At 70.6% G+C, this 23492-nt stretch carries 24 protein-coding genes; 16 read left to right on the forward strand and 8 right to left on the reverse strand.

Annotated elements, in window-relative coordinates; all coding sequences use genetic code 11:
* Positions 1 to 67 precede the first annotated feature (67 nt).
* Genes VMR06_RS05965 through VMR06_RS05995 form a run of 7 tightly spaced genes read left to right on the forward strand, consistent with a single transcriptional unit; the run spans position 68 to position 6033 of the window.
* Positions 68 to 1111 (forward strand): MoxR family ATPase, encoded by a 1044-nt coding sequence (locus VMR06_RS05965; protein WP_325374054.1) that lies wholly within the window; start codon positions 68 to 70, stop codon positions 1109 to 1111.
* Positions 1112 to 1130: 19 nt separating this feature from the next.
* Positions 1131 to 1997, forward strand: a complete 867-nt coding sequence (locus tag VMR06_RS05970) for a DUF58 domain-containing protein (protein ID WP_325374056.1) — start codon at positions 1131 to 1133, stop codon at positions 1995 to 1997.
* A 5-nt stretch (positions 1998 to 2002) separates the two neighbouring features.
* Complete coding sequence (locus tag VMR06_RS05975; RefSeq protein WP_325374058.1) at positions 2003 to 2929, forward strand: hypothetical protein; 927 nt, start codon at positions 2003 to 2005, stop codon at positions 2927 to 2929.
* Entirely contained in the window at positions 2926 to 3945 is a 1020-nt protein-coding gene (locus tag VMR06_RS05980) for a vWA domain-containing protein (RefSeq protein WP_325374060.1), read from the forward strand. Before VMR06_RS05975 ends, VMR06_RS05980 begins: the two co-directional genes overlap by 4 nt.
* A complete protein-coding gene (locus VMR06_RS05985) occupies positions 3942 to 4520 on the forward strand; it encodes a hypothetical protein (protein WP_325374063.1) in 579 nt (192 codons plus the stop codon). The genes VMR06_RS05980 and VMR06_RS05985 overlap by 4 nt, the downstream gene beginning before the upstream one ends.
* Positions 4517 to 5497, forward strand: coding sequence for a vWA domain-containing protein (locus VMR06_RS05990; protein WP_325374064.1), 981 nt, complete (start codon positions 4517 to 4519; stop codon positions 5495 to 5497). The genes VMR06_RS05985 and VMR06_RS05990 overlap by 4 nt, the downstream gene beginning before the upstream one ends.
* Entirely contained in the window at positions 5494 to 6033 is a 540-nt protein-coding gene (locus VMR06_RS05995) for an SRPBCC family protein (protein WP_325374067.1), read from the forward strand. Before VMR06_RS05990 ends, VMR06_RS05995 begins: the two co-directional genes overlap by 4 nt.
* Positions 6034 to 6245: 212 nt before the next feature.
* Here the strand turns inward: VMR06_RS05995 and VMR06_RS06000 are convergent, their stop codons facing one another.
* Positions 6246 to 6809: a hypothetical protein gene (locus VMR06_RS06000; RefSeq protein ID WP_325374069.1), complete on the reverse strand. Its 564-nt coding sequence runs from the start codon at positions 6807 to 6809 to the stop codon at positions 6246 to 6248.
* Positions 6806 to 7291 carry an RNA polymerase sigma factor gene (locus tag VMR06_RS06005; protein ID WP_325374073.1) on the reverse strand — a complete coding sequence of 162 codons (486 nt, stop codon included), beginning with the start codon at positions 7289 to 7291 and terminating at the stop codon, positions 6806 to 6808. The genes VMR06_RS06000 and VMR06_RS06005 overlap by 4 nt, the downstream gene beginning before the upstream one ends.
* Before the next feature lie 208 nt (positions 7292 to 7499).
* Between VMR06_RS06005 and VMR06_RS06010 the strand changes: the two genes are divergently transcribed.
* The 3 genes from VMR06_RS06010 (at position 7500) to VMR06_RS06020 (ending at position 9729) form a co-directional block, all read left to right on the forward strand.
* Entirely contained in the window at positions 7500 to 8903 is a 1404-nt protein-coding gene (locus VMR06_RS06010; protein WP_325374076.1) for an amidohydrolase family protein, read from the forward strand.
* A gap of 2 nt (positions 8904 to 8905) precedes the next feature.
* Positions 8906 to 9448, forward strand: coding sequence for a hypothetical protein (locus VMR06_RS06015; RefSeq protein ID WP_325374078.1), 543 nt, complete (start codon positions 8906 to 8908; stop codon positions 9446 to 9448).
* Between the two features lie 65 nt (positions 9449 to 9513).
* The gene (locus VMR06_RS06020; protein ID WP_325374080.1) at positions 9514 to 9729 is read left to right on the forward strand and encodes a hypothetical protein; all 216 of its coding nucleotides are present in this window, start codon (positions 9514 to 9516) and stop codon (positions 9727 to 9729) included.
* A gap of 143 nt (positions 9730 to 9872) precedes the next feature.
* On the opposite strand, the gene VMR06_RS06025 is transcribed toward VMR06_RS06020, so the two are convergent.
* The 4 genes from VMR06_RS06025 to VMR06_RS06040 all read right to left on the reverse strand — a co-directional run bounded on the left by VMR06_RS06025 (position 9873) and on the right by VMR06_RS06040 (position 15395).
* Complete coding sequence (locus VMR06_RS06025; protein WP_325374082.1) at positions 9873 to 10856, reverse strand: beta-propeller fold lactonase family protein; 984 nt, start codon at positions 10854 to 10856, stop codon at positions 9873 to 9875.
* Between the two features lie 124 nt (positions 10857 to 10980).
* Complete coding sequence (locus tag VMR06_RS06030; protein ID WP_325374084.1) at positions 10981 to 11535, reverse strand: c-type cytochrome; 555 nt, start codon at positions 11533 to 11535, stop codon at positions 10981 to 10983.
* A gap of 64 nt (positions 11536 to 11599) precedes the next feature.
* Entirely contained in the window at positions 11600 to 13267 is a 1668-nt protein-coding gene (locus VMR06_RS06035) for a quinoprotein dehydrogenase-associated putative ABC transporter substrate-binding protein (RefSeq protein ID WP_325374088.1), read from the reverse strand.
* Between the two features lie 268 nt (positions 13268 to 13535).
* Complete coding sequence (locus VMR06_RS06040) at positions 13536 to 15395, reverse strand: PQQ-dependent dehydrogenase, methanol/ethanol family (RefSeq protein ID WP_325374092.1); 1860 nt, start codon at positions 15393 to 15395, stop codon at positions 13536 to 13538.
* Between the two features lie 493 nt (positions 15396 to 15888).
* Here VMR06_RS06040 and azu point away from each other — a divergent pair, with 493 nt between their 5' ends.
* Positions 15889 to 16332 (forward strand): azurin, encoded by a 444-nt coding sequence (azu, locus tag VMR06_RS06045; protein WP_325374093.1) that lies wholly within the window; start codon positions 15889 to 15891, stop codon positions 16330 to 16332.
* Positions 16333 to 16582: 250 nt separating this feature from the next.
* Here the strand turns inward: azu and VMR06_RS06050 are convergent, their stop codons facing one another.
* Entirely contained in the window at positions 16583 to 17563 is a 981-nt protein-coding gene (locus tag VMR06_RS06050; RefSeq protein WP_325374097.1) for a mitochondrial fission ELM1 family protein, read from the reverse strand.
* Between the two features lie 263 nt (positions 17564 to 17826).
* On the opposite strand from VMR06_RS06050, the gene VMR06_RS06055 reads away from it, so the two are divergent.
* Positions 17827 to 18411: a YceI family protein gene (locus tag VMR06_RS06055; protein WP_325374101.1), complete on the forward strand. Its 585-nt coding sequence runs from the start codon at positions 17827 to 17829 to the stop codon at positions 18409 to 18411.
* 63 nt (positions 18412 to 18474) lie between these two features.
* On the opposite strand, the gene VMR06_RS06060 is transcribed toward VMR06_RS06055, so the two are convergent.
* A complete protein-coding gene (locus VMR06_RS06060) occupies positions 18475 to 19737 on the reverse strand; it encodes a Yip1 family protein (protein ID WP_325374103.1) in 1263 nt (420 codons plus the stop codon).
* 256 nt (positions 19738 to 19993) lie between these two features.
* Here VMR06_RS06060 and VMR06_RS06065 point away from each other — a divergent pair, with 256 nt between their 5' ends.
* Genes VMR06_RS06065 through VMR06_RS06080 form a run of 4 tightly spaced genes read left to right on the forward strand, consistent with a single transcriptional unit; the run spans position 19994 to position 23478 of the window.
* Positions 19994 to 20200 (forward strand): zinc-finger domain-containing protein, encoded by a 207-nt coding sequence (locus VMR06_RS06065; RefSeq protein ID WP_325374105.1) that lies wholly within the window; start codon positions 19994 to 19996, stop codon positions 20198 to 20200.
* A 7-nt stretch (positions 20201 to 20207) separates the two neighbouring features.
* Positions 20208 to 21320 carry a glycosyltransferase gene (locus tag VMR06_RS06070; RefSeq protein ID WP_325374107.1) on the forward strand — a complete coding sequence of 371 codons (1113 nt, stop codon included), beginning with the start codon at positions 20208 to 20210 and terminating at the stop codon, positions 21318 to 21320.
* A complete protein-coding gene (locus VMR06_RS06075) occupies positions 21317 to 22585 on the forward strand; it encodes an O-antigen ligase family protein (RefSeq protein WP_325374109.1) in 1269 nt (422 codons plus the stop codon). The genes VMR06_RS06070 and VMR06_RS06075 overlap by 4 nt, the downstream gene beginning before the upstream one ends.
* Positions 22585 to 23478, forward strand: a complete 894-nt coding sequence (locus VMR06_RS06080; RefSeq protein ID WP_325374111.1) for a PhzF family phenazine biosynthesis protein — start codon at positions 22585 to 22587, stop codon at positions 23476 to 23478. Before VMR06_RS06075 ends, VMR06_RS06080 begins: the two co-directional genes overlap by 1 nt.
* Positions 23479 to 23492 lie beyond the last annotated feature (14 nt).

Consider the following 23492-nt stretch of genomic DNA (forward strand, 5'->3'; position numbering starts at 1 on the left):
CCGCCGCCCGCGCAGCCGCGCGGGCGCGCGCTGCCGGGACGACCTCTGCTGCGACGACGACTGCTTCGTGAATATCCCATCGGTTTCCGCGTCACCCGCGCCCCCGGACCTGGACGCCTGGCGCGAACGCGCGCTCGGCTTCGAACGCGAGATCGCACGCGCCGTCGTCGGCCAGGCGCCGGCGCTGCGCCTGCTGACGATCGCGGTGTTCGCGCGCGGCCATGTGCTGCTCGAGGGCGACGTCGGCGTCGGCAAGACCACGCTGCTGCAGGCCGCCGCGCGCGCGATCGGCGGCGACTACGGCCGCATCGAGGGCACGATCGACCTGATGCCGGCCGATCTGGTCTATCACACCTCGCTCGACGAGCACGGCCGTCCGCGCGTGGAGCCGGGGCCGGTGCTGCGCCACGGCGAGCGCCTGGCGGTGTTCTTCTTCAACGAGATCAACCGCGCGCGGCCGCAGGTGCATTCGCTGCTGCTGCGCCTGATGGCCGAGCGCAGCCTGTCGGCGTTCAATCGCGAATACGCCTTCCCGTATCTGCAGGTATTCGCCGACCGCAACCAGGTCGAGCGCGAGGAAACCTTCGAACTGCCGGCGGCGGCACGCGACCGCTTCTTCATGGAGATCGCGATCGCCACGCCTGCCGATCCGGACGTGCGCCGCGACCTGATCTTCGATCCGCGCTACCACGACGTCGCGGCGCTGGTCGAGGCGGTGACGCCGGGCGTGCTCGATCCGGCCCGGCTCGACGCGGTGGCGCGGGCGATCCAGCAGCACGTTCGCGCCAGCGACCGCCTGCAGCGCTACGTCGAGGCCCTGTGGACGGCGGTGCGCGATCCGGCGCGCGCCGGCATCGGGATCGCCGACGTCGACACCGAGCGCCTGATCGCCGGCGGCGCCAGTCCGCGCGGCATGGCCTATCTGGTGCGCGCCGCGCGCGTGCGCGCCTGGCTCGAAGGCCGCGACATGCTGGTGCCCGAGGACCTGCGCGCGGTGTTCTTCGAGACCGTCGCGCATCGCATCTTCCTCGCGCCGGTCTACGAAGCGCGCCGCGCGGCGATCCTGCCGGCGCTGTGCCGCGCCGTCTTCGAGACGGTGCCGGTGCCCTGAACGCCGCGTGGAATCCGCCGTGAGCGCCGCTGCCCGCACCGCCGACCCGGCGACCGATCAGACGGCGCTGGCCTATGCACTGCGCTGGCGCGTGCGCAGCCTGCGGCCGGGCGCGCATCGCGGCGCGGATACCGGACCGACCGGCGCGTTCCGCCGGCTCGTGCCGTTCGAGCGCAGTCCCGACGCGCGCCGTCTCGACCTGCGCGCCAGCCTGCGCGATCCGTTCGGCGGCCTCTACGTGCGCCAGTTCGAGCAGCGCAGCGCCGCCTCGGTGCAGGTCTTGATCGACACATCGGCGTCGACCGCCTTCGACGCCGGCCACGGCAGCGCGCTGTCGCGCGCGATCGCGCTGACGCGGCAGATCGCCGCTGCGGTCCGCACCTATGGCGATGCGCTGGGCCTGGTCGCCGGTGCCGCGAGCGCGCGCGCCGAGCGGCCGCCGCTGCGCGAGAGCGCCGATGCCGTGATCGAGGCGCTGCAGCGGCTCGCCCCGCAAGGCCGCGGCATCGACGCGCTGCTCGATGCGGCGCGTACGCTCGGCACGCGCCGCCGCCTGGTCTTCGTGCTGTCCGATTTCGCGTTCGCGCCGGCGACGCTCGCCACGCTGCTCGAGGCACTGGCCGCGCACGACGTGGTGCCGGTCCGGTTCGGCCACGAGGCGTGGACGCAGCTGCCGCGCTACGGCCTGGCCGAACTCGCCGACCTGGAGACGGGCCGGCGCCGCCTGGTCTGGATCCGGCCCGGCCTGCGCGCGCGCTGGCACGCGGCCGAGGCCGCACACCGCGAGGCAGTCGCCGCGCTGTGCCGGCGCCATGGGCAGCCGCTGCTCGACCTGCCCAGCGCGCTCGACGTCGAGGCGGTCAGCCGGCATCTGCTGGAGCGATGAGCACGATGCGCACCCTGCTCCTGCCGAACCGCCATGCCCGGCCCGCCCTGCTCTGCCTGCTGATCGCATCCGGTGCGGCCGCCGACGACGGCCCGATCCGCGAAGTGCAGCCGCTCGACGCGCGCACGGTCGGCTACACGCTCGGCGATCGCGTGCCGCGCAGCGTGCTGCTGCGCGTCGATCGCGACTGGCAGCTGCAGACCGCCGCGCTGCCGGCGCCGGGGCCGCAGACCTACTGGCTCGAGCTGCGCGCGGTCGACGTGCACGAGCGGCTGGAGCGCGACGCGCGGGTCTACCGCATCGATCTCGACTACCAGACCTTCTATGCGCCGATCCAGGCGCTCGAACGCAGCCTGCCGGCGTTCGAGGTGACGGTCGGCCGCGGCGAGCAGACCGCGAGCGCGCGCGTGCCGCCGTTCCGCTTCACGATGTCGCCGCTGCGCGAGGTCAAGCTCAGCGCCGGCGGCGACCAGCGCGCGCCGTCCATGCTGCGCCCCGACATCGAGCCCGGCCCGCGCCCGCTGCGGCCGGCGTTCGCCGCGCTGGGCGGCGCGGTCGTCCTGGCCGCCGCATTCGCGCTGGCGCTGGCCTGGCACTACGCGCGCTGGCCATTCGGACATCGGCCGGCGCGGCCGTTCGCGCAGGCCGCGCGGCGTCTGCGCCGTCCGGCGGACTATCGCGACGCCCTGCTGACCGTGCACCGCGCGTTCGACGCGACCGCCGGCCGGCGCGTGCTGGCCGAGGACGCCGCCGCGCTGATCGAGGCGCAACCGCGCCTCGCACCGCTGGCGGCCGACATCGCGCGCTTCTTCGACGCCTCGCGCCGCGCGTTCTTCGGCAGCGGCGAACGCGAGGCGGCCGCGCTGCTGCCGACCGCGGAGCTCGCCGCGCTGGCGCGGCGGCTGGCCGCGGCCGAACGGAGACCGGCATGAACCCTGCCGGCGACTGGCTGCTGCTGCGGCCGCTGGCGCTGGCGCTGCTGCCGCTGGCGCTGCTGCCGTGGCTGAACTCGGGACGCCGCATCTCGGCCTGGCCGTGGTCCGGCACGCTGCCGGTCGATCCGGCCTCGACCGGGCTCGATCGCGCTCTGCGCCTGCTCGCCTCGGCGGCGATCGCGGCCTTCGTGCTGGCGCTGGCCGGACCGGGCCTGCGCGGCCAGCAGGTCGAGCGCGTCAGCACCGGCGCGCGCGTGGCGATGGTGATCGACCGCAGCGGCAGCATGAACAGCACGTTCGCCGGCCGCGCACCGGACGGCGGCGAGGAATCCAAGGCCGCCGCCGCGCGCCGTCTGCTCAAGGCGTTCGTGACGCGCCGCGAACACGACCGCGTCGGCATCGTCGCGTTCTCGACCTCGCCGATGTTCGTGCTGCCGATGACCGATCGCCACGCCGCGGTCCATGCCGCGATCGACGCGATCGACCAGCCCGGACTGGCCTATACCGACGTCGCACGCGGCCTGGCGATGGCGTTCGACCTGTTCGACGCGCGCGACCCGATCGCCTCGCAGGCGATCGTGCTGGTCTCCGACGGCGCGGCCGTGATCGACCGGCGCGTACAGGAGAAGCTGCGCGCGGCGTTCGCGGCGCGGCCGCTGCACCTGTACTGGCTGTTCCTGCGTACCGAGCGCAGTCCCGGCCTGTTCGAGGCGCCGGCCGATCCGCGCGATGACACGCCGCAGCGCATGCCCGAGCGCCATCTGCACCGGTTCTTCGAATCGCTCGGCGTGCCGTACCGCGCCTTCGAGGCCGACAGCGCGGCCGAGCTGGCCGCCGCGATCGCGGCGATCGACCAGGCCGAACGCGGCGAGGTGCGCTGGCTGGAGGCCTTGCCGCAGCGCGACCTGTCGGCGTTCGCGTTCGCGCTGGCCGCACTGGCCTGCCTGCTGCTGGCGATCGCCAAGCGCTTGGAAGTGCGGATCGGTCCCCCGCTGCCGGTGCTGCGGCCATGACGCGCGCACTGCCGACCCGCCTGCGTGCCTGGACGCCGGCCCTGCTCTGGACCGGACTGGCGCTCGGCCTCGCTGCGGTCGCGGCCAGCGCCGCGCTGCTGCTGCTGCGTCTGCACGACAACCGCCGCATCGCCGCGCTGGCCGAGGGCCGCGACGTCGAGATCGGCGAGGACGCCTCGCCCGCGCTGACGTTCGCGCGCGCGCACTACCTGCTCGTGCGCGACCGGCTCGACGACGCGCGCGCACCGACCGAACGCCTCGCGCACGGCAGCGCCCGGCGGTTCGCGTTCGCGGCGCTCTACGACAAGGGCAATGCGCATCTGCGCCGCGCGCTCGAGATCGTCGACGCGCACCGCTACGACGACACGATCGCCCAGGTCAATCTCGCCAAGGAGCACTATCTGCGCGCGCTGCGCCTCGATCCCGGCGACTGGGATGCCAAGTACAACCTCGACGTGGCGATGCGGCTGGTCCGCGACTTCCCGGACGGCGAAGCGGAAGGCGACGAGGAACCGCCCGAGCAGCCCGACCGCCTCTGGACCGACCTGCCCGGCCTGCCGCGAGGCGGACCGTGAGCGCGCGTGTCGACGGCCGGTTCTGGCTGCTGCTCGGCGCCGCGGTGCTCGGCATTCTCGGCGCCGCCGATCCGCAGGTCGACTATCGGCGCCAGCGCCTCGACGCGCTGTTCGTCGTCGACATCACCGGCAGCATGAACGTGCGCGACTACCGCGCCGATGGAGCGCCGCAAAGCCGGCTCGACCACGTCAAGACCGCGCTGGCGGCGCTGATCGCCGACATGCCGTGCGGCTCGCGCGCCGGCGTCGGCGTGTTCGCCGAGCGCCGCCCGTTCCTGCTGATCGCACCGGTCGAGACCTGCGCGAACTACGCGCCGCTGGCCGGCATGCTGCAACAGCTCGACTGGCGCATGGCCTGGGAAGGCGACAGCTACGTGGCCAGCGGGCTGTACCAGTCGATCGCGCTCGCCGCCGAGTTCGACACCGACTTGGTGTTCCTCAGCGACGGCCAGGAGGCGCCGCCGCTGCACTGGAGCGGCGCCGCGCCGTTCGAGGGCGAGCCCGGCGCCGTGCATGGCCTGATCGTCGGCGTCGGCGACGTGATCCCCTCGCCGATTCCGAAATTCGACCGTGACGGCCGCGAGAGCGGCTTTCTCGGACCCGGCGACGTGGTGCAGGAAAACCGCAGCGGCACGCCGCCGCCGGACGCCGAGCGGCGCGAGGGCTGGCATCCGCGCAACGCGCCATGGGGCGCGGCCGCGGCCACCGGCGAGGAGCACCTGTCGGCCGTGCACGAGACGCATCTGCGCGCGCTGGCCGCGGCGACCGGCCTGGGCTACGTACGGCTGACGCCGGGCCTGCGCCTCGACCGCGCATTGGCGAGCCATGCCGCGCCGCGCGCGGCCGAGGCCCGGCTGCCGCTGGCGCCGTGGTTCGCGGCGACCGCACTGATCCTGTTGACGGCAGTCTGGCGGCCCGAACACGCCGGCCGCCGCGTCCTGCCATCGTTTTCGTTTCGACCGAGGAGACCTGCATGAACCCCCGCTTCCCCCGTTTCGCGCTGGCCGCCGCATTCGCGGCGGCGCTCACGACCGCACCGGCATGGGCGCACGGCCCGACGCCGCACAAGGCCGAGGAGACCGTGACGATCGCGCGGCCGCCGGCCGAGGTCTGGAAGGCCGTCGCCGACTTCGACGCGCTGTCCAGGTGGAATCCCGCGGTCAGCAGCAGCGTCGCCAGCAACGGCAATACGCCCGGCTCCGAGCGCACCGTCGTGCTCGCCGGCGGCGGCGAACTGATCGACAGCCTCGACACCTACGACGCGGCCGCGATGAGCTACGGCTATCGCCTCTATCAGGAGAACGTCGAAGCGTTCCCGGTCAGCTACTACACCGCCGAGCTCAGCGTGAAGCCGGCCGACGGCGGCAGCGAGGTCGTCTGGTCGGCGCGCTACTACCGCGGCGACACGCACAACGACCCGCCGGAAAACCTCAACGACGCAGCCGCGCAGAAGGCGATCGGCGACCTGTTCCGCGCCGGGCTGGACAATCTCAAGCGGACGCTCGAGAAATAGACGCAGCGTGACACAGCCGGGGCGCGCGTCCGCGCTCGCGCCCCGCCGATCCCGCACCGATCCAGTATGCGATCTCGGCGCGGTCGCGCCGAGGCTGGATACTGCCCGCCTTCGAGATGCAGCCCCGTCGACGAGACCGGCGCGGCTCGACTCGGAAACGTGGAACGGAAACATCGAGCCTGACGGCGGCGGCGGAAGCCGCAGCGATTCGATCAGGTGCCGACCAGCCGTCGTACTGCGCGGTACTCCCGCAGCACACGTCGACGCGACAGGACGATCAGCACCCAGGTCGCCAGCAGGCAGGCGCCCGCGACGAGGAGGAGGATCGTGCCCGCCTCATGCCACCGATCGTCCGCGAGCCACCATACGGCGGCATTGGCGGCGATGGCGTAGACGAACAATACGCCGGCAGCCGCACGGGCGAACCGAAGATCGCGCAGGCTCGTCCTCAACTGGGACAGCCGAAGTCGTGCGTAGACCTCCGCGGTCTCGGATGCATCCCACGCGCGGCGCCGCGGCGCACGCAGGATAATGGCCCAGGCAATGGGGATGTACAGCGCGAAGAACGGCAGCGTGAGCCAGTGCGCAGGCCCCATGCTTGCGCTCAGCAGCGAACGGCCGAACAGCAGCACGGCAGCCGCGGTGAGCGCCAGTTCGATGCCGCGACGCACACGCAGCCGCATCTTCTGACGACCGACACGCCGGGTCAGATCGCGCTGGCTGGCCGATGGATGTTCGCTTTGCCAGGTGGCCTTGAGCAGATCGTCGAAGTTCACGGCGCATGCTCCTTTCCGTACAGGATCTTCAGCCGCGCGCGCGCGCGATTCAGACGGACGCCGACGTTCTCGACGCTGGTTCCCAGCATGGCGGCGATCTCCTGGTAGTCGAATCCTTCCAGTTGCAGCATCAGGGGCTGCCGCTGATTGATCGGCAACGTCGCCAGCGCCTGGAACAGCCACTGCCGCTGCGCGGAGTCGATGCCGGATGCATCCGCCACGTCATGCAGGCTGCCGTCGAAGGACACCTGAATCGGTGCCCTGACTGCGGATCGGACGTGGCTCGCGCCGAGGTTGTGCGCAATCCGAAGCACGAAAGGCAGCAACATGGCCGGTTCGCGCAGGTGAGGCAGGCTCTCCCAGATCGCGAGCAGCACTTCCTGCAGGAGGTCTTCGCGCAAGGCCGGGTTGAGCTCGTAACCGCACACCGCACGCCACAGCTGCGGGTGGAAGGTCTGAACCTTGGGCCAGAGTGCGTCCATCGGCGTACTTCAGTGAACCGTCAAACCATGAGCGACGTCCGACTCCCTGAGTCGGCAAATCGCAGCCGTTTCTTACAACCATACCTTCTCTTTTTTCCAAGTAAGAAAACGCCCCCACGCGGCGACTCAGGAGACCAACCCCACCGACAGGAAGGCAGGACCGATGCAACGCTCGAACCCCGCAGGATCGCTGCTCCGATCCGTCCTGTTGCTTTCATTGTCTCCCGGGCTGGCCTTTGCATCGTCCGCACCGAACGTGCTGGCCCTCGACAACCTGCGTCTGGTCGACGCCGAGCGCAATCGCGTCGACGCACCGAGTTGCCTGCGTGTCGAAGGCAGGCGCATCGCGCGGATCGACCAGCCCGGAAAGAAGTCGTGCCTGGACGGCGCCCGCGTCGTCGACCTGCGCGATCGCTACGTCATGCCGGGACTGATCGACATGCACGCCCACCTCACCCTGGGCCCGATGGAGATCAAGCGCGAACGCGGTCGTGCCGTGATGCAGGCGCTGCCCGACGACGAGATCGCCGAGCACAACGCGGCTCGCCTGATCGCGTTCGGCGTCACCACGATCCGCAATCCCGGCGGCGATCTGGCTGCAGCGGCACGTTACAAGGCCCGCCTGACCGCCGGCGAGCTGACCGGCCCGGAATCCTTCAACGCCGGACCCGTGATCAACAATGCCGATCTCCCCGGCCTGGCGACGGCGGCGCGCAATCCGGAGGACATGGCGCGTGTCGTGAGTGCGCAGGTCGAGGCCGGCGCCGACTGGATCAAGCTCTACACCGGCCTGTCGCCGGCATTGCTCAAGGCCGGTGTCGAGGCCGCGCACCGGCACGGCCGGCCGGCGGTCGCACACCTGGAGGCGATCGCCTGGCCGGACGCCCTGGCGACGGGCCTGGACGGCATCGTCCATCTGATGCCGCTGAGTCCGGACCTGCTCACGGCGCAAGAGCGCACGGCCTGGCAGGCGACCGCACGCGGCGGCACCTATTCGTTCTTCGAATGGTGGGAGCATTTCGATCCCGATGGCGCCGGCGCCGATCGCATCGTGACGGCCTTCGAGCGCTACCGCCCGGTGTTCGACGCCACGCTCGTGGCATTCCATGCCGCATTCGTGCAGGACCAGGACAACCCCTACAAGGACGACGCGCGCCGCTACGCCCATCCGCGGCTGCTCGCCCACTGGAACGACTGGTTCACCTTCGCCATCGGCTGGCAGCCGCAGGACTTCGAGCGCGCCCGGGCCGTATGGCCGAAAGTGCAGCGGATGGCGGTGCGGCTGTATGCCACCGGCGCCCGCATGACGATCGGCACGGACATGAGCAATCCGTGGATCGCGCCCGGCATCAGCCTGCACCGCGAGTTGCAGCTGCTGGCCGACGCCGGCGTGCCCGCGAACCGCCTGCTGCTCGCCGCCACGCGCAATGCCGCGCAAGCCCTCGGCGCCGGAGAGCGGCTGGGTCGGGTCGCGCCTGGCTACGAGGCCGACCTGCTGATCCTCGAGGCCAATCCGCTGGAAGACATCGGCCACACGCGCGCCATTCACGCCGTCGTCGTCGACGGCACGCTCCTGACCGCCCCGACCCTGACCCGCCTCAAAGGACCGTGAACATGACTCGCCACATTCGCATCGGCTCCTGCCTGCTCACCGCGGCTCTGACCATCGGCCTGGCCGGCGCCGCTCACGCCGGCTCCGAGGATTGGCAATCCCCGGAAGCCATCGTCCACGCGCTCTACCAGACGATCTCCGCCGACCCCGGTGCCAGGCGCGACTGGGATCGCTACCGCGCATTGTTCCTCGACGGTGCCAGGCTGTCGGTGGCGATGAACTCGAAGGTCGGCAGCGGCATTCTGGGCATGGACAGCGAGGAGCTGATCGCACAGACGGAGACCGCATACGCCGCGACCGGCTTTCACGAAATCCCGCTGGTGACGCGCGTCGAGCGGCACGGACTTCTGGCCTCGGTGATGAGCAGCTTCGAGGTCCGCCTGCGCCTGGCCGACAAGAAGCCACTGATGCGCGGTCTGAACCACTTCCAGCTGCTCAATGACGGCGAGCGATGGTGGATCGTCTCCAACGTCGGCACGATCGAAACGCCGACATCCCCTCTCCCAGCGGATCTGCTGCCGGAGAAGACGGGCGGTGCGAAATGAGCACGCGGTCCACGGACGAAGTCGTTCGATCGCAGCGAAGGATGCGTCGCGCGCAACGATGGATCGTGCTGGCCGGTACGGCATGCGTGCTGTCGTGGATCGCGCTGATCACCGGTCTGCTGATGCAGGTGGACACCGGAATCCGGATCGCCCTGGCGACCGCGGCGGCCGTGACCACAGAAGGTACGTTCTGGCTGGCAGCACTGCTGCTCGGCGTGAGCGTTTATCAGGCGCGACAGCGACTCTGGGCAACGCTGAAACGCAGGTTCGCCGCAAAATGAGCGGGTAGCGGCGGAAGACGACCGAAGCCGGGCACCGGCGACGGACCGTGCAAACCGTGCAGCGAGAGGCGAGCCTCGATGTCCCCCTGCGCTGCCATCGGGTGAGCGGCGGCCGCCGTCCCGGCACGGCGCCTGCGCCGGGTCTATTTGCCGATCACCACGCCCCACGGCAGTTCGCCGACCGCGATGTCCTTGATCTTCTTGCGCGTGGCCGTGTCGATCACGCTGACGCTGTTGGAGCGGCCGTTGGCGACGTAGAGCTTGCGGCCGTCCGGCGTCAGCGCCGGGTTCCACGGCCGCTCGCCGACCTTGATCTCGGCGACCGCCTCGCCCTTGGCGACGTCGATCACCGAGACGCTGCCGGCGCCGCCGTTGGACGCATAGACGAACGCGCCGTCGGGACTGACGGTCAGGCCGGCGGTGCGCAGCCCGGCCGCGATGCTGCCGGTCTTGCTGCGCGAGGCCAGATCGATCACGTCGACGACGTTGGCGGTCTCCTGCGCGACGTAGACCCGCGTGGTCTTGGGCAGGAACGCCATGCCGCGCGGGTGGCCGCTGGTCTTGATCACGGCGACCGAGCGGGCCGCGGCGACGTCGATGACGTCCAGATCGCTGCTGGCCTCGTTGCTGGTCAGCAGCCACTTGCCGTCCGGCGAGAACACGCAGTGCTCGGGATTGCGCCCCTGCGTGGCGACGTCGGCGCGGATCTTCAGCGTTGCCGCGTCGACCAGCAGGATGTGCTGCGAACCTTCGACGCAGACCGCGAGCGAGGCGCCGTCCGGCGAGACCGTGACGCCTTCGGCGTCCTCCTCGATCGGCACGCGCGTGCGCACGCTGTCCGAGGCGATGTCGAGCGCGACCAGCGCATTGTGCGCGGCGTCGATCACGAACAGCGTCTTGCCGCCCGGATCGAGCGCGACCTGCTGCAGGCGCTTGCCGAGCTCGCCCTGCGCGCTCAGCGTGCGTACGACCTCGTCGCTGCCGGTGTCGATGACCGAGATCGTGCCGCTGCGCTGGTTCGGCACGTAGGCCATCGGCGCCGCGCCGGCGCTCGTGGCGCCGAACGCCGCGGCGAGCGCGAGCGCGGCGGTCAGCAGACGGCCCGGGCGCAGAAACGATCGAAACATGAGCAATCTCCTCGAGACGGTTCGGGTGCGGCGCGGCATCGGCCGGTGCCGGCACGCCGCGCGCGAAGAGCGGAGCGACCGCTGCCGGACCGGCACGGCCGCTCCATTCACTGCGGGGCGCCGCTCAGTGCTTGCCGACGTCGAGCGGTGCGTCGGTCGCGTGTTTGGACGCGTCGCCGTACTTCTTCGCCTCGCTGCCGCGCCAGTTGGAGCGGACGAACGTGATGATCTTCCACAGATCGTCGTCGCTCTTGACGATCGTGCCGAACGGCATCATCGGTCCGACCACGTTCTCCTTGCCGATCCGATGATAGCCGTCCTTCTGCAGCGCGTCGCTGCCTTCGGAGATCAGGCGGAACAGCGTGTCGTCATCGCCGCCGTAGACCCAGGTCTCGTTGGTCAGCGGCGGACACATGCCGCCGCCGCCGGAGCCGCCGTGGCAGCCGTTGCAGCTGGCACGCAGGAACAGCTTGCGTCCTTCCTCGACGATGGCCTTGTCCGAATCCTGGTACGGATTCTTGAGCTGTCCCTTCGGCGTGGACTTGATGCGCTCGAGCGGCGGCATCGTCCCTGCCGCGGGCGCAGCGGCCGGATCGGCGGCCGACGACGTCGCCGGCAGACCGAGCCACACGGCCGCCGCCAGCACCAACGAAACACTTGCTGCAACTGCTTTGTTCAACACGTACGACTCCTCACTTTCGATTGCCTGGGGTAACACCTGGGAAGGACGCGGTCGCCGCCACTCAGCCACGCTGCGCCGGACCGCCTGAACCGCCACCGGATGCGCGCGCGTGCTCGAGCACCTCGACCACGGCGCGGTTGTCGCGTTCGCTGGCGATGCCGAGGGCGGTGGTGCCGTCCTCGCTGGCCGCGCCGGCGTCGGCACCGTGCTGCAGCAGCAGCCGCACCGAATCGACGCGGTTGGCCGCGGCCGCGATGATCAGCGGCGTGATGCCGGCCTTGTTCTGCGCGTTGACGTCGGCGCCGCGCTCGACGAGCTTGGCCGCCGCATCGTCCCAGCCGCCGACCAGGGCCAGCATCAACGGCGTGTAGCCGCCGGCGCCGACGCTGAGATTGGCGTTGGCGCCGGCCGCGAGCAGGGCGGCGACCGCGCCGGAGCGGCCGTGCTGGGCCGCGATGCACAGCGGCGTCAGCCCCTGCTGGTTGGCGGCCTCGAGCTTGGCGCCCTTCTCGAGCAGCATGCCGACGATCTCCGGACTGTCGCGCCAGGCCGCGTACATCAGCGGCGTCCAGCCGTCGCGGTCGGCCAGGTTGACGTCGGCGCCGTGCTGGATCAGAAAGCGCGTCAGGTCGTTGTAGCGCGTCTTGACCGCGGTCAGCAGCGGCGTGTAGCCCTCGTCGTCGCGGGTGTCGACGTCGGCGCCATGCTCGAGCAGGTAACGGACGCGCACGACGTCGCCGGCGGTCGCGGCGTTGGACAGTTCGTCGTTCGGATCGGCGCCTTCGCTGAGCCAGCGCTTCAACTGGTCGAGGCTGGCGCCGGTGCCGCCGGACGGTGTCGCCATCGAGGCCACTTCGGTCTTCGGCTGCGCGGCGGCCTGCTGCGCGACCAGCTCGCCGCTGATCACGCATTCGGCGCACTGCACCAGCGGCACGCCGTACTCGTCGAGGATCGCGCGGATCTGGTCCTTGCGGCTGACCAGCACCTCGTCGAGCTTGTCGCGCAGGCCGCGGTCGCCGCGGCGCACGCCGAGCGCCATCTCGAACTGCAGCGGCGGATCGGTCGCCATCAGATTGACCGGCTGCAGCGTGATCGGCGCCTGCTTGATCGTCTTGTACCAGCCGGCGAACGGGCCCCAGATCGCGACCAGATCGAGTTCGCCGTCGAGCATCCGCTGCACCTGATAGGTCGGCTGGTGCTCGGGCACGGTGGCGCCGTCGTAGCTGATGAAGTGCGTGACGGTGTTGTCCTTGATGCCGTGGTCGGCCAGCGCCTCGCGCACCGAGGACATCTGGTAGACGCCGATCTTGAGCTTCTTGAGGCGCGGATCGTCGAAGTTCTCGAAGCGCAGCTTGCGGTCCGTGCGCGAGGCCAGCACGAAGGTGCTGCGGTAGACCGGCCGCGTCGTCAGCACGCGCTCCAGGCCGACCGGCAGGTCGAACATCACGTCGCACATGTTGGCGTCGAGCGTGCCGCGCATCAGGCCGCGCTCGGTCGACGGACGGAAGTCGTACTGCACGCCGGTGCCGAGCGCCTCGCCGAGCACCTGCGCGATCTTGTTCTGGAAGCCTTCGCCCTTGTCGTTGGACAACGGCATGTTGCCCGGATCGGCGCAGACGCGCAGCGCGCGAATCTGCGGCGCCTGAGCCTGTGCCGCGCCGGGCGCGAGCGCGCTCGCAGCGGCGGCAACGGCGAGAGCGCTCGCCAGCGGGATGTGGATCCGGACCATCGGGTGACTCCTCATTGCTTTGTGCGGTACGGGCGCCTGCCCGCCGGCCGCACGCGTCTGCATCGAACGGCGCAAGCCACGCCTGCGCCCCTTGCTCCGGCGGACTGCGACTTGGGCCGCCACCGGACCGAACGCCGCGGTCATGTCCGAGGCGACCTTGCGCCTGCCGGATCTGCGGAACAACACGACCTTGGTGGTAAAAAAACGAATGCCCGGCGCCTCGTCGGCGCCGGGCCTTTCGATCGATCGACTCAACCCGCCAGGTGCATCAGTCGCCCACGCGGAACGTGTAGAGCGTGCCGCCCTGCGGAATCTTGTCGAGGTTGGCCGCCTTGGTCATCGCGGTGGCGCCGATCGCGCCGAACTTGTCCTCCAGATCCAGGCCCGCGGTGACCGGCAGGCCGATCCAGCCGCCGATGCCGCTCCACACCGACACGTACTGCTTGCCGTTGACCTTGTAGGTGATCGGGTTGCCGATCACGCCGGAGCCGAGCTTGCGCGACCACAGCACCTTGCCGGTCTTGCGGTCGACCGCGCGGAAGTCGCCGCCGAGGCTGCCGTAGAACGCCAGGCCGCCGTCGGTGATCAGCGCGCCGCCCCAGTTCGGATACGGATCGGGGATCTCCCACACCGTCTCGCCGGTCAGCACGTTGAACTTCTTGAACTTGCCGGTCACGCCCGGCTTCTCCGGGTACATGTAGACGTTGGCGAACACGTAGACCGTGCCCTGCTGGGTGTGCGCACGCTCCTGAGGCTCGAGCTCCATGCACCAGTTGTTGGTCGGGCAGTAGGCGACGCCTTCCTCGTTCGGATCGAGCGCGCACGGCTGCTGGTCCTTGCCGCCCATCGCCGACGGGCAGACCTGCGTGTTCTGCTCGACCGAGAACGGCGAGTGCTCCTTGACCTTGACCGGCTTGCCGGTCTTCATGTCGACCTTCTCGGCCCAGTTGGCGGTGACGTACTTGTGCGCCTTGAGCAGGGTGCCGTCGACGCGGTCGAGCACGTAGGCGAAGCCGTTGCGGTCGAAGTGCACGAGGACCTTGCGCTTCTTGCCGTCGATCGTCCAGTCGGCCAGCATGTTCTCGTTGATGCCGTCGTAGTCCCACTGGTCGAACGGCGTCATCTGGTAGGCCCATACCGCCTCGCCGGTATCGATCTTGCGCGCGAAGATCGTCATCGACCAGTGGTTGTCCTGGCTGCCGTCGTTGCACTCCTCGTGGGTCTTGTGCTTGCAGCGGAACGAAGGACTCCACAGGCCCGGGTTGCCGGTCGCGTGGTAGACCAGCTTGAGCTCCGGGTCATAGCTGTAGAAGCCCCAGCTGGCGCCGCCGCCGCGCTTCCACTCGTCGCCCGGATAGCCGGTGACGCCCAGATCCTTGCCGCCCTGGCCGTAATGCGGATTGGCCTTGTTGGTGTTCTTGGTCACGCACACGTCCTTGTCGGGACCGGTGGCGTGGCATTCCCAGAGCTTCTTGCCGTCGGCCAGGTTGTAGGCCGTGAAGCGGCCGCGCGCGGCGAACTCGTCACCGCCGAAGCCGATCAGCACCTTGTTCTCGGCGATCAGCGGCGCCGGCGTGATCGTCTCGCCGTTCTCGGGGAACGCGTGCTTGACGACCCACAGCTCCTTGCCGGTCTTGGCGTCGAGCGCGATCACGAAGCCGTCGAGCGTGCCGAACACGACCTTTCCGTCGGCGTAGGACAGGCCGCGGTTGACCGTGTCGCAGCAGGCGCGCGGCACCGCCGACTCGTCGCGGTCCTCCTGCTTGACGTACTTCCAGATCGCCTTGGGATTGTCCGGGTCGCTCAAGTCCAGCGCCTGCACGATGTTCGGCCAGCCGCTGATCAGGTACATCATCGCCTTGCCGCCCTCGGTCACGACGACCGGCTGGCCCTCGTGGCCGCGCAGCGTGCCGCTGGACTGCGACCAGATCATCTGCAGCTTGCCGACGTTGTCGGTCGAGATGTCCTTGAGCGGGCTGTGCCGCGTCATCGACAGATCGCGGCCGGGCGCCGGCCACTGGTTCGGATCCTTCTGCCGCTCGATCGTCTCCGGGTTCGCCATCGCGCCCGCACTGACCGCCCCCATGAGCACCGCGGTACACACCATCGCTACTCGTCGAAATTTCATTCGTTGCTCTCCTCATTCGCAGACGGAAGACCCCTGGCAACGGCGATGCCGAAGGCACCTACCCACGGGCCGCGCGCTACCAACCAGCACCTCGTCGATCGTTGCGCGACGCTTGTTAAGCAGCGGATGTGCCAAGCGCGAAGACGGACATTGCGGCCTGACGATTCAAGGAGTTGCGGACGTGCCCGGGAGAATTTCCTGTTGCGTTGCAATAGGAATTGCTCCCGAAGTGACACACTGGCGTTCAGGCGGAACAGCGGCGGCCGCGGCCGGCCCGAGGCGCCGGAGCCGCCTGCGCCGCGACGCGACCGATCGTCGCAGTGCGCACCGCCGACACCGTATTCATGCCGGCCGGCTTATCATGGCCGCGGTCGTCGACGAGTCCGTCATGCCAAGGTCCGGCGCCAGCATCCGCTCGCGCACCGGCACCCGCCCGAAGAACGGACATCGACCCACGCAACCTTCCTCCACCGGTTCTCAAGGAGTCACATCCATGTCCAGACTATTGCTCGCCGCCGGCCTGTTCGCGCTGGCCGCCCCGGTCTTCGCCGCCGAATGCTCGGTCGACATCGCCGGCGACGACATGATGAAGTTCGACAAGACCAGCATCGAGGTCAGCAAGAGCTGCAAGCAGTTCACGGTCAACCTCAAGCATCCCGGCCAGCTCGCCAAGAACGTGATGGGCCACAACTGGGTGCTGGCCAAGACCTCCGACGTCCAGGGCGTGGCGACCGACGGCATGTCGGCCGGCCTCGACAAGGACTACATCAAGCCCGGCGATGCCCGCGTGATCGCGCATACCAAGGTGATCGGCGCCGGCGAGACCGACTCGGTGACGTTCGACGTCTCCAAGCTCGCGGCCGACGGCGACTACACGTTCTTCTGTTCGTTCCCGGGCCACTGGAGCATCATGAAGGGCTCGCTGAAGCTGATCTGATCGCTTCGACGCGGTACCGATGACACAAGGCGGAGACGGTCGCGAGGCCGCTCCGCCTTTTTCGTGCATCTTCGCGCACGCTCGGGTGCAGCGATCGGCCGTCGATTCCGTACTCGCAGATTCATGGGTTGCCGCTGCGATGGCTCGCGCCGTGGCGGCCGGCGCCGGTGCCTCGCCTGCCCTGCACGACCCGGCTCGCTTCAGCGCGAAGAGCAGCCGAAACGGGGATGCTTCCATCGCGTGCGAACCCTCAGGTCGAGAGGCTCGCCGCACGCCAGCGCCGCAGCACCTCGGCGGCGACTTCGCCGGTTTCGGCCAGCGGCCGCTCCGGCGCGCGCGGCGCCTCGTCGAGCGACTGCAGCCAGCCGCCGCGGCGCAAGGCCTCGTGGAACTGCGCGAACTTGCCGCCGATCGACTCGGGCGCGAAGGTCGCGACCGGCACGCCGGTCGCGGCGGCCTCCGACAGCATGTTGACCGAATCGGGCGTGACGACGATGCGGTCGGCCCAGGCCAGCAGGCCCGCATACGGATTCTCGCCATCGGCGTCGCTGTCCCAGAACAGGCCCGGGAATGGCGCGAAGGCCCGTCGCAGCCACGGGCGCAGCGCGGCCGGCGTACGCCGCGACAGCGTGACCAGGAAGCTGCCGCCGTCGGCGCCGTGACGCGCGGCGAGCGCGTCGACGAACCGGCGGAAGTAGGCCTCGTCGATACGCTGCGCACCGTTGCCGGCGCCGATCAGCACCGCGACGCGCGGCTGCGGCCACTGCGCGAGCGCGGCGAAGCGTGCATGCGCCTCGGCCAGCCAGGCCGGGCCGACCGGATGGATCGAGCCGATCGTCCCGATCACGTGCGGGCCGGCGAGTCCATCGTGGCGCGGCGCGACGACGATGTCGAAATGACCGGGATCGATGCGCGGATCGAGGATCTGCACGGTATAGCAGCGGCCGCCGCTGCGCGCCTTCAGCACACGCAGCAGCCAGGCCGCGCGACGGCCGCAGCCGATCGCGAGGTCCGGCCACGGCGGTGCGAAGACCGCGCCGTCGAGCGTGCGCAACGCGAGGGCGGCACCGGCGGCCAGTCGCGGCGCGAACCAGTCCCATGGCGCGCGCAGACCGATCGTCACGACGGCGGCGTCCAGGCCCATCGCCTGCGCCAGCGCCGCGGCCTGGCGCCGGTTGCCGGCGATGCCGTCGCTGACGACCCAGCAGCGCGCGGAACCGGACGCGCTCATCGCAGGTCCACCGGTCGGTCTTGATTGTCCAGCCCCGTGTTCCAATCTGTTGTTCGCATCGCCGTTTATCATCGCACGGCGTTCGTTCTATCGTGCCGGCCTGGCGAAGTGGCCAGACCGATCCTGGATCCGATCGCGCCTCGCGCTTGTTTTGGCGCGTTGTGCCGTCAGATCCGGTGACCGGACGGTCGTTCCGACCCGCCACCATCCGCACCCAACTTACCCGGCCCCGCGCCGGACATTCGTCACCAGGAGGAAACCCGATGCTCCGTCGCACCGTTCTGGCCAGCGTGCTGGCCCTCGTCTCGGCCGGCGCCTTCGCCGCGCCGATCACCTACAAGCTGGACCCGACCCATACCGACGTGCTGTTCACCTGGAACCATCTCGGCTTCTCGAACCCGACCGGCCATTTCGGCCAGATCGAAGGCACCCTGGTCTACGACGAGGCCGATCCGACCCGCGCCTCGGTCGAGGCCACGCTGCCGCTGGCCGGCCTGGACACGCATGTGGCCAAGCTCGACGAGCACCTCAAGAAGGACGAGTTTCTCGACGCGGCCAAGTACCCGACGATCACGTTCAAGAGCACGAAGGTCGAGGCCGCAGGCAGCGGCAAGCTCAAGGTCACCGGCGATCTGACGCTGCGCGGCGTGACCAAGCCGGTCGTGCTCGACGTCAAGCTCAACGGTGCCGGTCCGCATCCGATGAAGAAGGTGCCGGCGATCGGCTTCGACGCGACCGCTACGATCAAGCGCAGCGAATTCGGCATCGACGCCTACGTGCCGAACATCAGCGACGAGCTCAAGATCAGCATCACGACCGAAGCGCTGGGCCCGAAGCCGGCCGGCTGATCGTTCCGCCCCGTCGGTACTGCGAAAGCCCTGTCGCGCGGCGGCGGGGCTTTTTTGTGCGCGTCAGCCGCGCTTGACGCCCTGGCTCTTGAGCGCTTCCAGACCGGCCAGGTCGAGGCTGCCGACCGCCGACTTGAGCTGGTCGATGCTGTCGACGGTGCCCGACACCTCGACCGTGAAACGGTCGCCGAGGATGATGCTGTAGGCGCCGTGGCGCGAGCGGCCGTCCCATTTCTCGCTGATCAGACGGCCGTTTTCCTTCCAGGTCTTCTCGTAGCCGTCGCCGGTCTCGCGCTGGCTCTGCACGTTGGCGAGGCCGGCCAGGCCGAGCAGGCCCTTGGCGCTGCCGACGTCGGTGATCTCCACGTGCAACGCATGGCCGCCGTCGCCGGCATAGGTCGCCTTGGCGACCGACATCTGCATGCCCATCGCGCCGTTCTGCTCGGCCGAGAAGCCGGTGCGCTTCCAGCCGCCGAGCGTGTCGGGCAGGAACGGCCGGAGCGCGTCGGGCGTCAGCGCCTCGACCTGGTCGCCGCCGCCGAGCGCGGCGCCGAGCATCTGGCCGACCGCGGCGGCCTGGGCCTCGGCGTCTCGCGAGGCCTGCGCCGCTTCCACCTTCTTGCCGGCCGCCTCGACCTTCTGCCCCCAGGCCTGCAGCTGGCCGAGCGCATCGTCCTTGCCGGGCGCGACGACGCCGGAAGCGCCGAGCTGGCCCTGCATCGCGGCCGCGCTGTAGGCGCCGGCGCCCGAGAAGATCGCCGCGGCCCAGCCGACCACGACCGACAGCACGAGGCCGAGGATGATCGTCACCGCGGTGTAGCCGCCGGAGCGCTCCTGCGGCACCTTCATCGTATGCGGCAGGCCGAGGTACAGCAGATAGATGCAGTAGACCAGCGCCGCCAGCGCGGCGAGGATGCCGAGCATCGGAATGATCGCGAGGATGCCGGCGATCCAGCTCGGCGTCCACGAATAGGCAATCACCTTGAGCGCCTGCACCTGCGACTTCTCGCCGCCGAAGTTCGGCGCCAGCGCATCGACGATCAGCGACAGCACGTAGATCAGGCCGAGCGACAGGGCATAGACCAGCAGCATCTGCACCAGGCCGGCGCCGACCGGAATCTTGACCGTGACGTTGACGAACGGCACCGTGGTGCCGATCAGGCTGCTCTGGATGAAGCCGATCACGGCCGGGATCGCGGCCAGGATCAGGATGTAGTTCTTGTAGAGGCCGGCCACCGTCTCCGGCTCGGCGGCGATCACCGGCCATTCGGTCTTGGGCGTCAGCAGGATGTTCTTGACGCGCTCGATCAGTTTCGAAAAGTCCATAACCCATTCCCCTCGCAGTGAATGAAGGCCGCTTCGCATCGAAGCCGCCGCGGGTGAGGCAGGCGCGGCCGGGTCGCGGCGAGCTCCCATCGCTCGCGGCCGGCGCGGCGCGGCCATTCTAGGCCAGTCCGGTCACCGCGGCATGTCGGCCATGACGCAGCGGCGACCGGCACGGCGTCACGCCCGAAACGTGAACAAATCGACGGCGGCGCTGCGATAGAATGCGCGGCCGCTTCACGCCGGAGCCTCCCGCGCCATGCACCGTCCCGATCCCGCCGTGTCCGAACGCCAGCCCGCCAACGCTGCCCGCCGCTACGAGGTCACGCGCGCCGAGCTGCCGCTGAGCTGCCCGACCCCGGCGATGTCGCTGTGGAACTCGCATCCGAAGGTCTATCTGCCGATCGAGGCGGAAGGCCATGCCAAGTGCCCCTACTGCGGCGCCGAATACGTCCTGACCGGTTGAGGGCCGTTTGTCCGGCCGTCCGCTCACCGTCGTCCAACTGGTACCGGCACTGGAATCGGGCGGCGCCGAACGCTCGACGCTGGAAATCGCCCGGGCCCTGGTCGCTGCCGGTCATCGCTCGATCGTGATCTCGGCCGGCGGCCGCCTGGTGCCGCAGCTGGTCGCCGAGGGCAGCGAGCACATCGCGCTGCCGATCGGCCGCAAGTCGCTGCGCACGCTCGGTCTGATCCGCCGGCTGCGCCGGCTGTTCAAGGAGCTGCGGGCGGACATCGTGCACGCGCGCTCGCGGCTGCCGGCCTGGATCGGCTGGCTCGCACTGCGGCCGCTGCGGCCGCGGCCGCATTTCGTCACGACGATGCACGGGCTCAATTCGCCGGGCCGCTACAGCCAGATCATGGCCCAGGGCGAGCGCGTGATCTGCGTGTCCAACAGCGTGCGCGACTACGCGCTGCACCACTACCCGGGCACCGATCCGGCGCGCCTGGTGGTGATCCCGCGCGGCGTCGACCCGGCCGAGTTTCCGTTCGGCTACCAGCCCGACGACGCCTGGCGCGCGGCGTTCTTCGCCGAATACCCGCAGCTGGCCGGCGCGCCGCTGCTGACCCTGCCCGGCCGCGGCACGCGGCTGAAGGGCCATGCCGACGCGATCGGCCTGCTCGCCGGCCTCGGCGAGCGCGGCGTCGACGCCCGGCTGCTGCTGCTCGGCGCGCGCGAGGCCGGGCGCGAGGCCTATCTGGCCGAGCTCGAGGCGCTCGCGCAGTCGCTCGGCGTCGCCGACCGCATCGCGATCACCGCGCCGCGCAGCGACGTGCGCGACGTCTTCGCGATCTCGGCGCTGGTGCTGCAGCTGAGCACGCATCCGGAATCGTTCGGGCGTACCGTCGTCGAGGCGCTCTCGCTGTGCCGGCCGGTGCTCGGCTACGCGCACGGCGGCGTCGGCGAGCTGCTCGCCGAGCTGTATCCGGCCGGCCGCGTCGCGCCCGGCGATCGCGCGCGCCTGGTCGAGCATGCCGCCGAACTGCTGCGGCTGGCGCCGGCGATTCCGCTGCTCGGCAGCCACCGGCTCAGCGACATGCAGGACAAGACGCTCGCGCTGTACCGCGAACTGGCCGGACCGTGAGCGGCCGCGCCGCCGCACGCGCGGACGTGCCGTGGGCCGCGCTGTGCGTCGTGGCGGTGCTCGCGCTGCTGCCGGTCGGCCGCCTGTCGGAGCTGCCGCTGGCGATCGGCGCGCTCGCCGGTCTGGTGCTGCTGGTGCGCGGCCGGCTCGGCGAGGTGCGCGGCGGCGTGGCACTGGTGCTGGTCGTGTTCGCGGCGTACTGGCTGGCCGCCGTGCTCTCGGCCGCGGCCGCGGTGCGGCCCGACAAGACGCTGTCGACGGCGGCCGGCCTGCTGCGCTTCGCGCCGTTCGCGCTGTTTGCGGTCTACGCATTGCGCCGCCCGGCCGATCTGCAACGCGCGACGGTCGCGATCGCGGCGATCGTGTCGCTGTGGGTGATCGACGCCTGGGTGCAGATGCTGACCGGCTACGGCCTGGCCGGCGCGGCCGAGGCCGAGCGCATCACCGGCATCTTCGGCGCCGACAATGTCAAGTTCGGCCCGGTGCTGGCGACGCTGTCGCCGTTCGTGCTGATCGTCGCGCGCGAACGCTACGGCCGCCGCGGCCTCGCGGTCGCCGCGCTGGCCGTGCTGGTGCCGGTGCTGCTGGCCGGTTCGCGCTCGGCCTGGATCGCCTATGCGCTGGTCTGCGCCGTGCTGGCCTGGCGCGAGACGCGGCGCTGGCGGACGTTCGTCGCGCTCGGCGCTGCGGTGGCGGCGATCGCGGCGATCGCGGTCGCGCTGGCCTGGCAGCTGTCGGACCGTTTCGACGCGCGCATCGACCGCAGCCTGCGCGCGTTCGAGGGCACTGGCCAGGCGCTCGACGAGGCCTCGGCCGGACGCCTGGCGATCTGGCAGGCCGCCGTCGCGATGACCGCTGCGCATCCTCTGACCGGCGTCGGCGTACGCGGTTTCCGCTATGCCTATCCGCAGTACGCCGCGGCGGGCGACCGCTTCGTCGACGCGAGCGGCGAGACCGGCGCGGCGCATGCGCACCAGATCGTGCTCGAGATCCTCAGCGAGACCGGCGTGATCGGGCTGGCACTGTGGCTGGCCGGCGCCGCAGCCGCGATCCGCGCCTGGCGGCGTGCCGATGCTGCCGCGCGCGCCCGCGCGCGCCCGGCCGCGCTGGCGCTGCTGGCCGCGACGTTTCCGCTGAACAGCCATCTGGCGTTCTATTCGGCCTGGTGGAGCCTCCTGTTCTGGTGGCTGCTGGCGCTGTACGCGGCCGCCGTGACGACACCCGCTCCACTCGCCCCTCCCCTCCGACCGTCCTCTCCGCCCTGATGAACACCGTGCCGCGCGATTACCGTTTCCTGCAACTGGACGTCTTTCCGGCGAGCCGCGGCGGCGGCAATCCGCTCGGCGTCGTCGTCGATGCCGATGACTGGAGCAGCGAACGCATGCAGGCGTTCGCGTACTGGACCGGTCTGGTCGAGACCACGTTCCTGCTGCGGCCGCGCGCCGCGGCGGCCTCGTATCGCGTGCGCATCTTCACGCCGCAGCGCGAGATTCCGTTCGCCGGCCATCCGAGCATCGGCAGCGCGCACGCCGCGCTCGACTGCGAGCGTGCGCGTCCCGCCGACGGCGTGCTGCTGCAGGAATGCGAGGCGGGCCTGCTGCCGATCCGCATCGAGGGCGACGGCGCATCGCGCGACCTGCTGGTGCGTGCGCCGGCCGCGCGGATCCTGCACGAGGGACGCGAGGCCGATGCGCAGCTGGCCGCCGTGCTCGGCGGCCAGGCGCTCGGTCCGCTGCCGCCGGCCTTCGTCGAGGGCGGCCGGCGCTGGTGGGTCGCCGAGTTCGCGCACGAGGGTGCGTTGCGCGGCTGGCACCCCGACCACGCCGCGATCGGCGAGCTGGCGCGGCGCAGCGACAGCCTGGGCCTGTGCGCATTCGCGCGCAGCACCGCGGCCGGCCACGATCTGGTCGTGCGCGCGTTCCCGGCCGGCGTCGGCATCGTCGAGGATCCGGCCTCCGGCGCCGCCAACGGCCTGATCGCCGCCTACATCGCCGCGCGCGAACCGGACGGCGCGTTCGCGCGCGGCTACCGCGTCAGCCAGGGCCGCGAGATCGGCCACGACGCGCGCATCCTGGTGCGCATCGACGGCGGCGAGGTCTGGGTCGGCGGCCATACGCAGACGATCGTCGACGGCCGCCTGGCCTGGGACGGCCCGTGAACGCGCTGCGCGCC

Origin of the sequence: Dokdonella sp., from assembly GCF_035511235.1 — a bacterium.
GTDB lineage: Bacteria > Pseudomonadota > Gammaproteobacteria > Xanthomonadales > Rhodanobacteraceae > Dokdonella.

Coding starts and splice junctions, on each gene's coding strand:
- VMR06_RS06080 (WP_325374111.1), top strand. CDS start 22,585: ATGAACACCGTGCCGCGCGATTACCGTTTCCTGCAACTGGACGTCTTT.
- VMR06_RS06025 (WP_325374082.1), bottom strand. CDS start 10,856: ATGTTTCGATCGTTTCTGCGCCCGGGCCGTCTGCTGACCGCCGCGCTC.
- VMR06_RS05995 (WP_325374067.1), top strand. CDS start 5,494: ATGAACCCCCGCTTCCCCCGTTTCGCGCTGGCCGCCGCATTCGCGGCG.
- azu (WP_325374093.1), top strand. CDS start 15,889: ATGTCCAGACTATTGCTCGCCGCCGGCCTGTTCGCGCTGGCCGCCCCG.
- VMR06_RS05975 (WP_325374058.1), top strand. CDS start 2,003: ATGCGCACCCTGCTCCTGCCGAACCGCCATGCCCGGCCCGCCCTGCTC.
- VMR06_RS05985 (WP_325374063.1), top strand. CDS start 3,942: ATGACGCGCGCACTGCCGACCCGCCTGCGTGCCTGGACGCCGGCCCTG.
- VMR06_RS06040 (WP_325374092.1), bottom strand. CDS start 15,395: ATGAAATTTCGACGAGTAGCGATGGTGTGTACCGCGGTGCTCATGGGG.
- VMR06_RS06055 (WP_325374101.1), top strand. CDS start 17,827: ATGCTCCGTCGCACCGTTCTGGCCAGCGTGCTGGCCCTCGTCTCGGCC.
- VMR06_RS05980 (WP_325374060.1), top strand. CDS start 2,926: ATGAACCCTGCCGGCGACTGGCTGCTGCTGCGGCCGCTGGCGCTGGCG.
- VMR06_RS06060 (WP_325374103.1), bottom strand. CDS start 19,737: ATGGACTTTTCGAAACTGATCGAGCGCGTCAAGAACATCCTGCTGACG.
- VMR06_RS06015 (WP_325374078.1), top strand. CDS start 8,906: ATGACTCGCCACATTCGCATCGGCTCCTGCCTGCTCACCGCGGCTCTG.
- VMR06_RS06005 (WP_325374073.1), bottom strand. CDS start 7,291: ATGGACGCACTCTGGCCCAAGGTTCAGACCTTCCACCCGCAGCTGTGG.
- VMR06_RS06035 (WP_325374088.1), bottom strand. CDS start 13,267: ATGGTCCGGATCCACATCCCGCTGGCGAGCGCTCTCGCCGTTGCCGCC.
- VMR06_RS06065 (WP_325374105.1), top strand. CDS start 19,994: ATGCACCGTCCCGATCCCGCCGTGTCCGAACGCCAGCCCGCCAACGCT.
- VMR06_RS06050 (WP_325374097.1), bottom strand. CDS start 17,563: ATGAGCGCGTCCGGTTCCGCGCGCTGCTGGGTCGTCAGCGACGGCATC.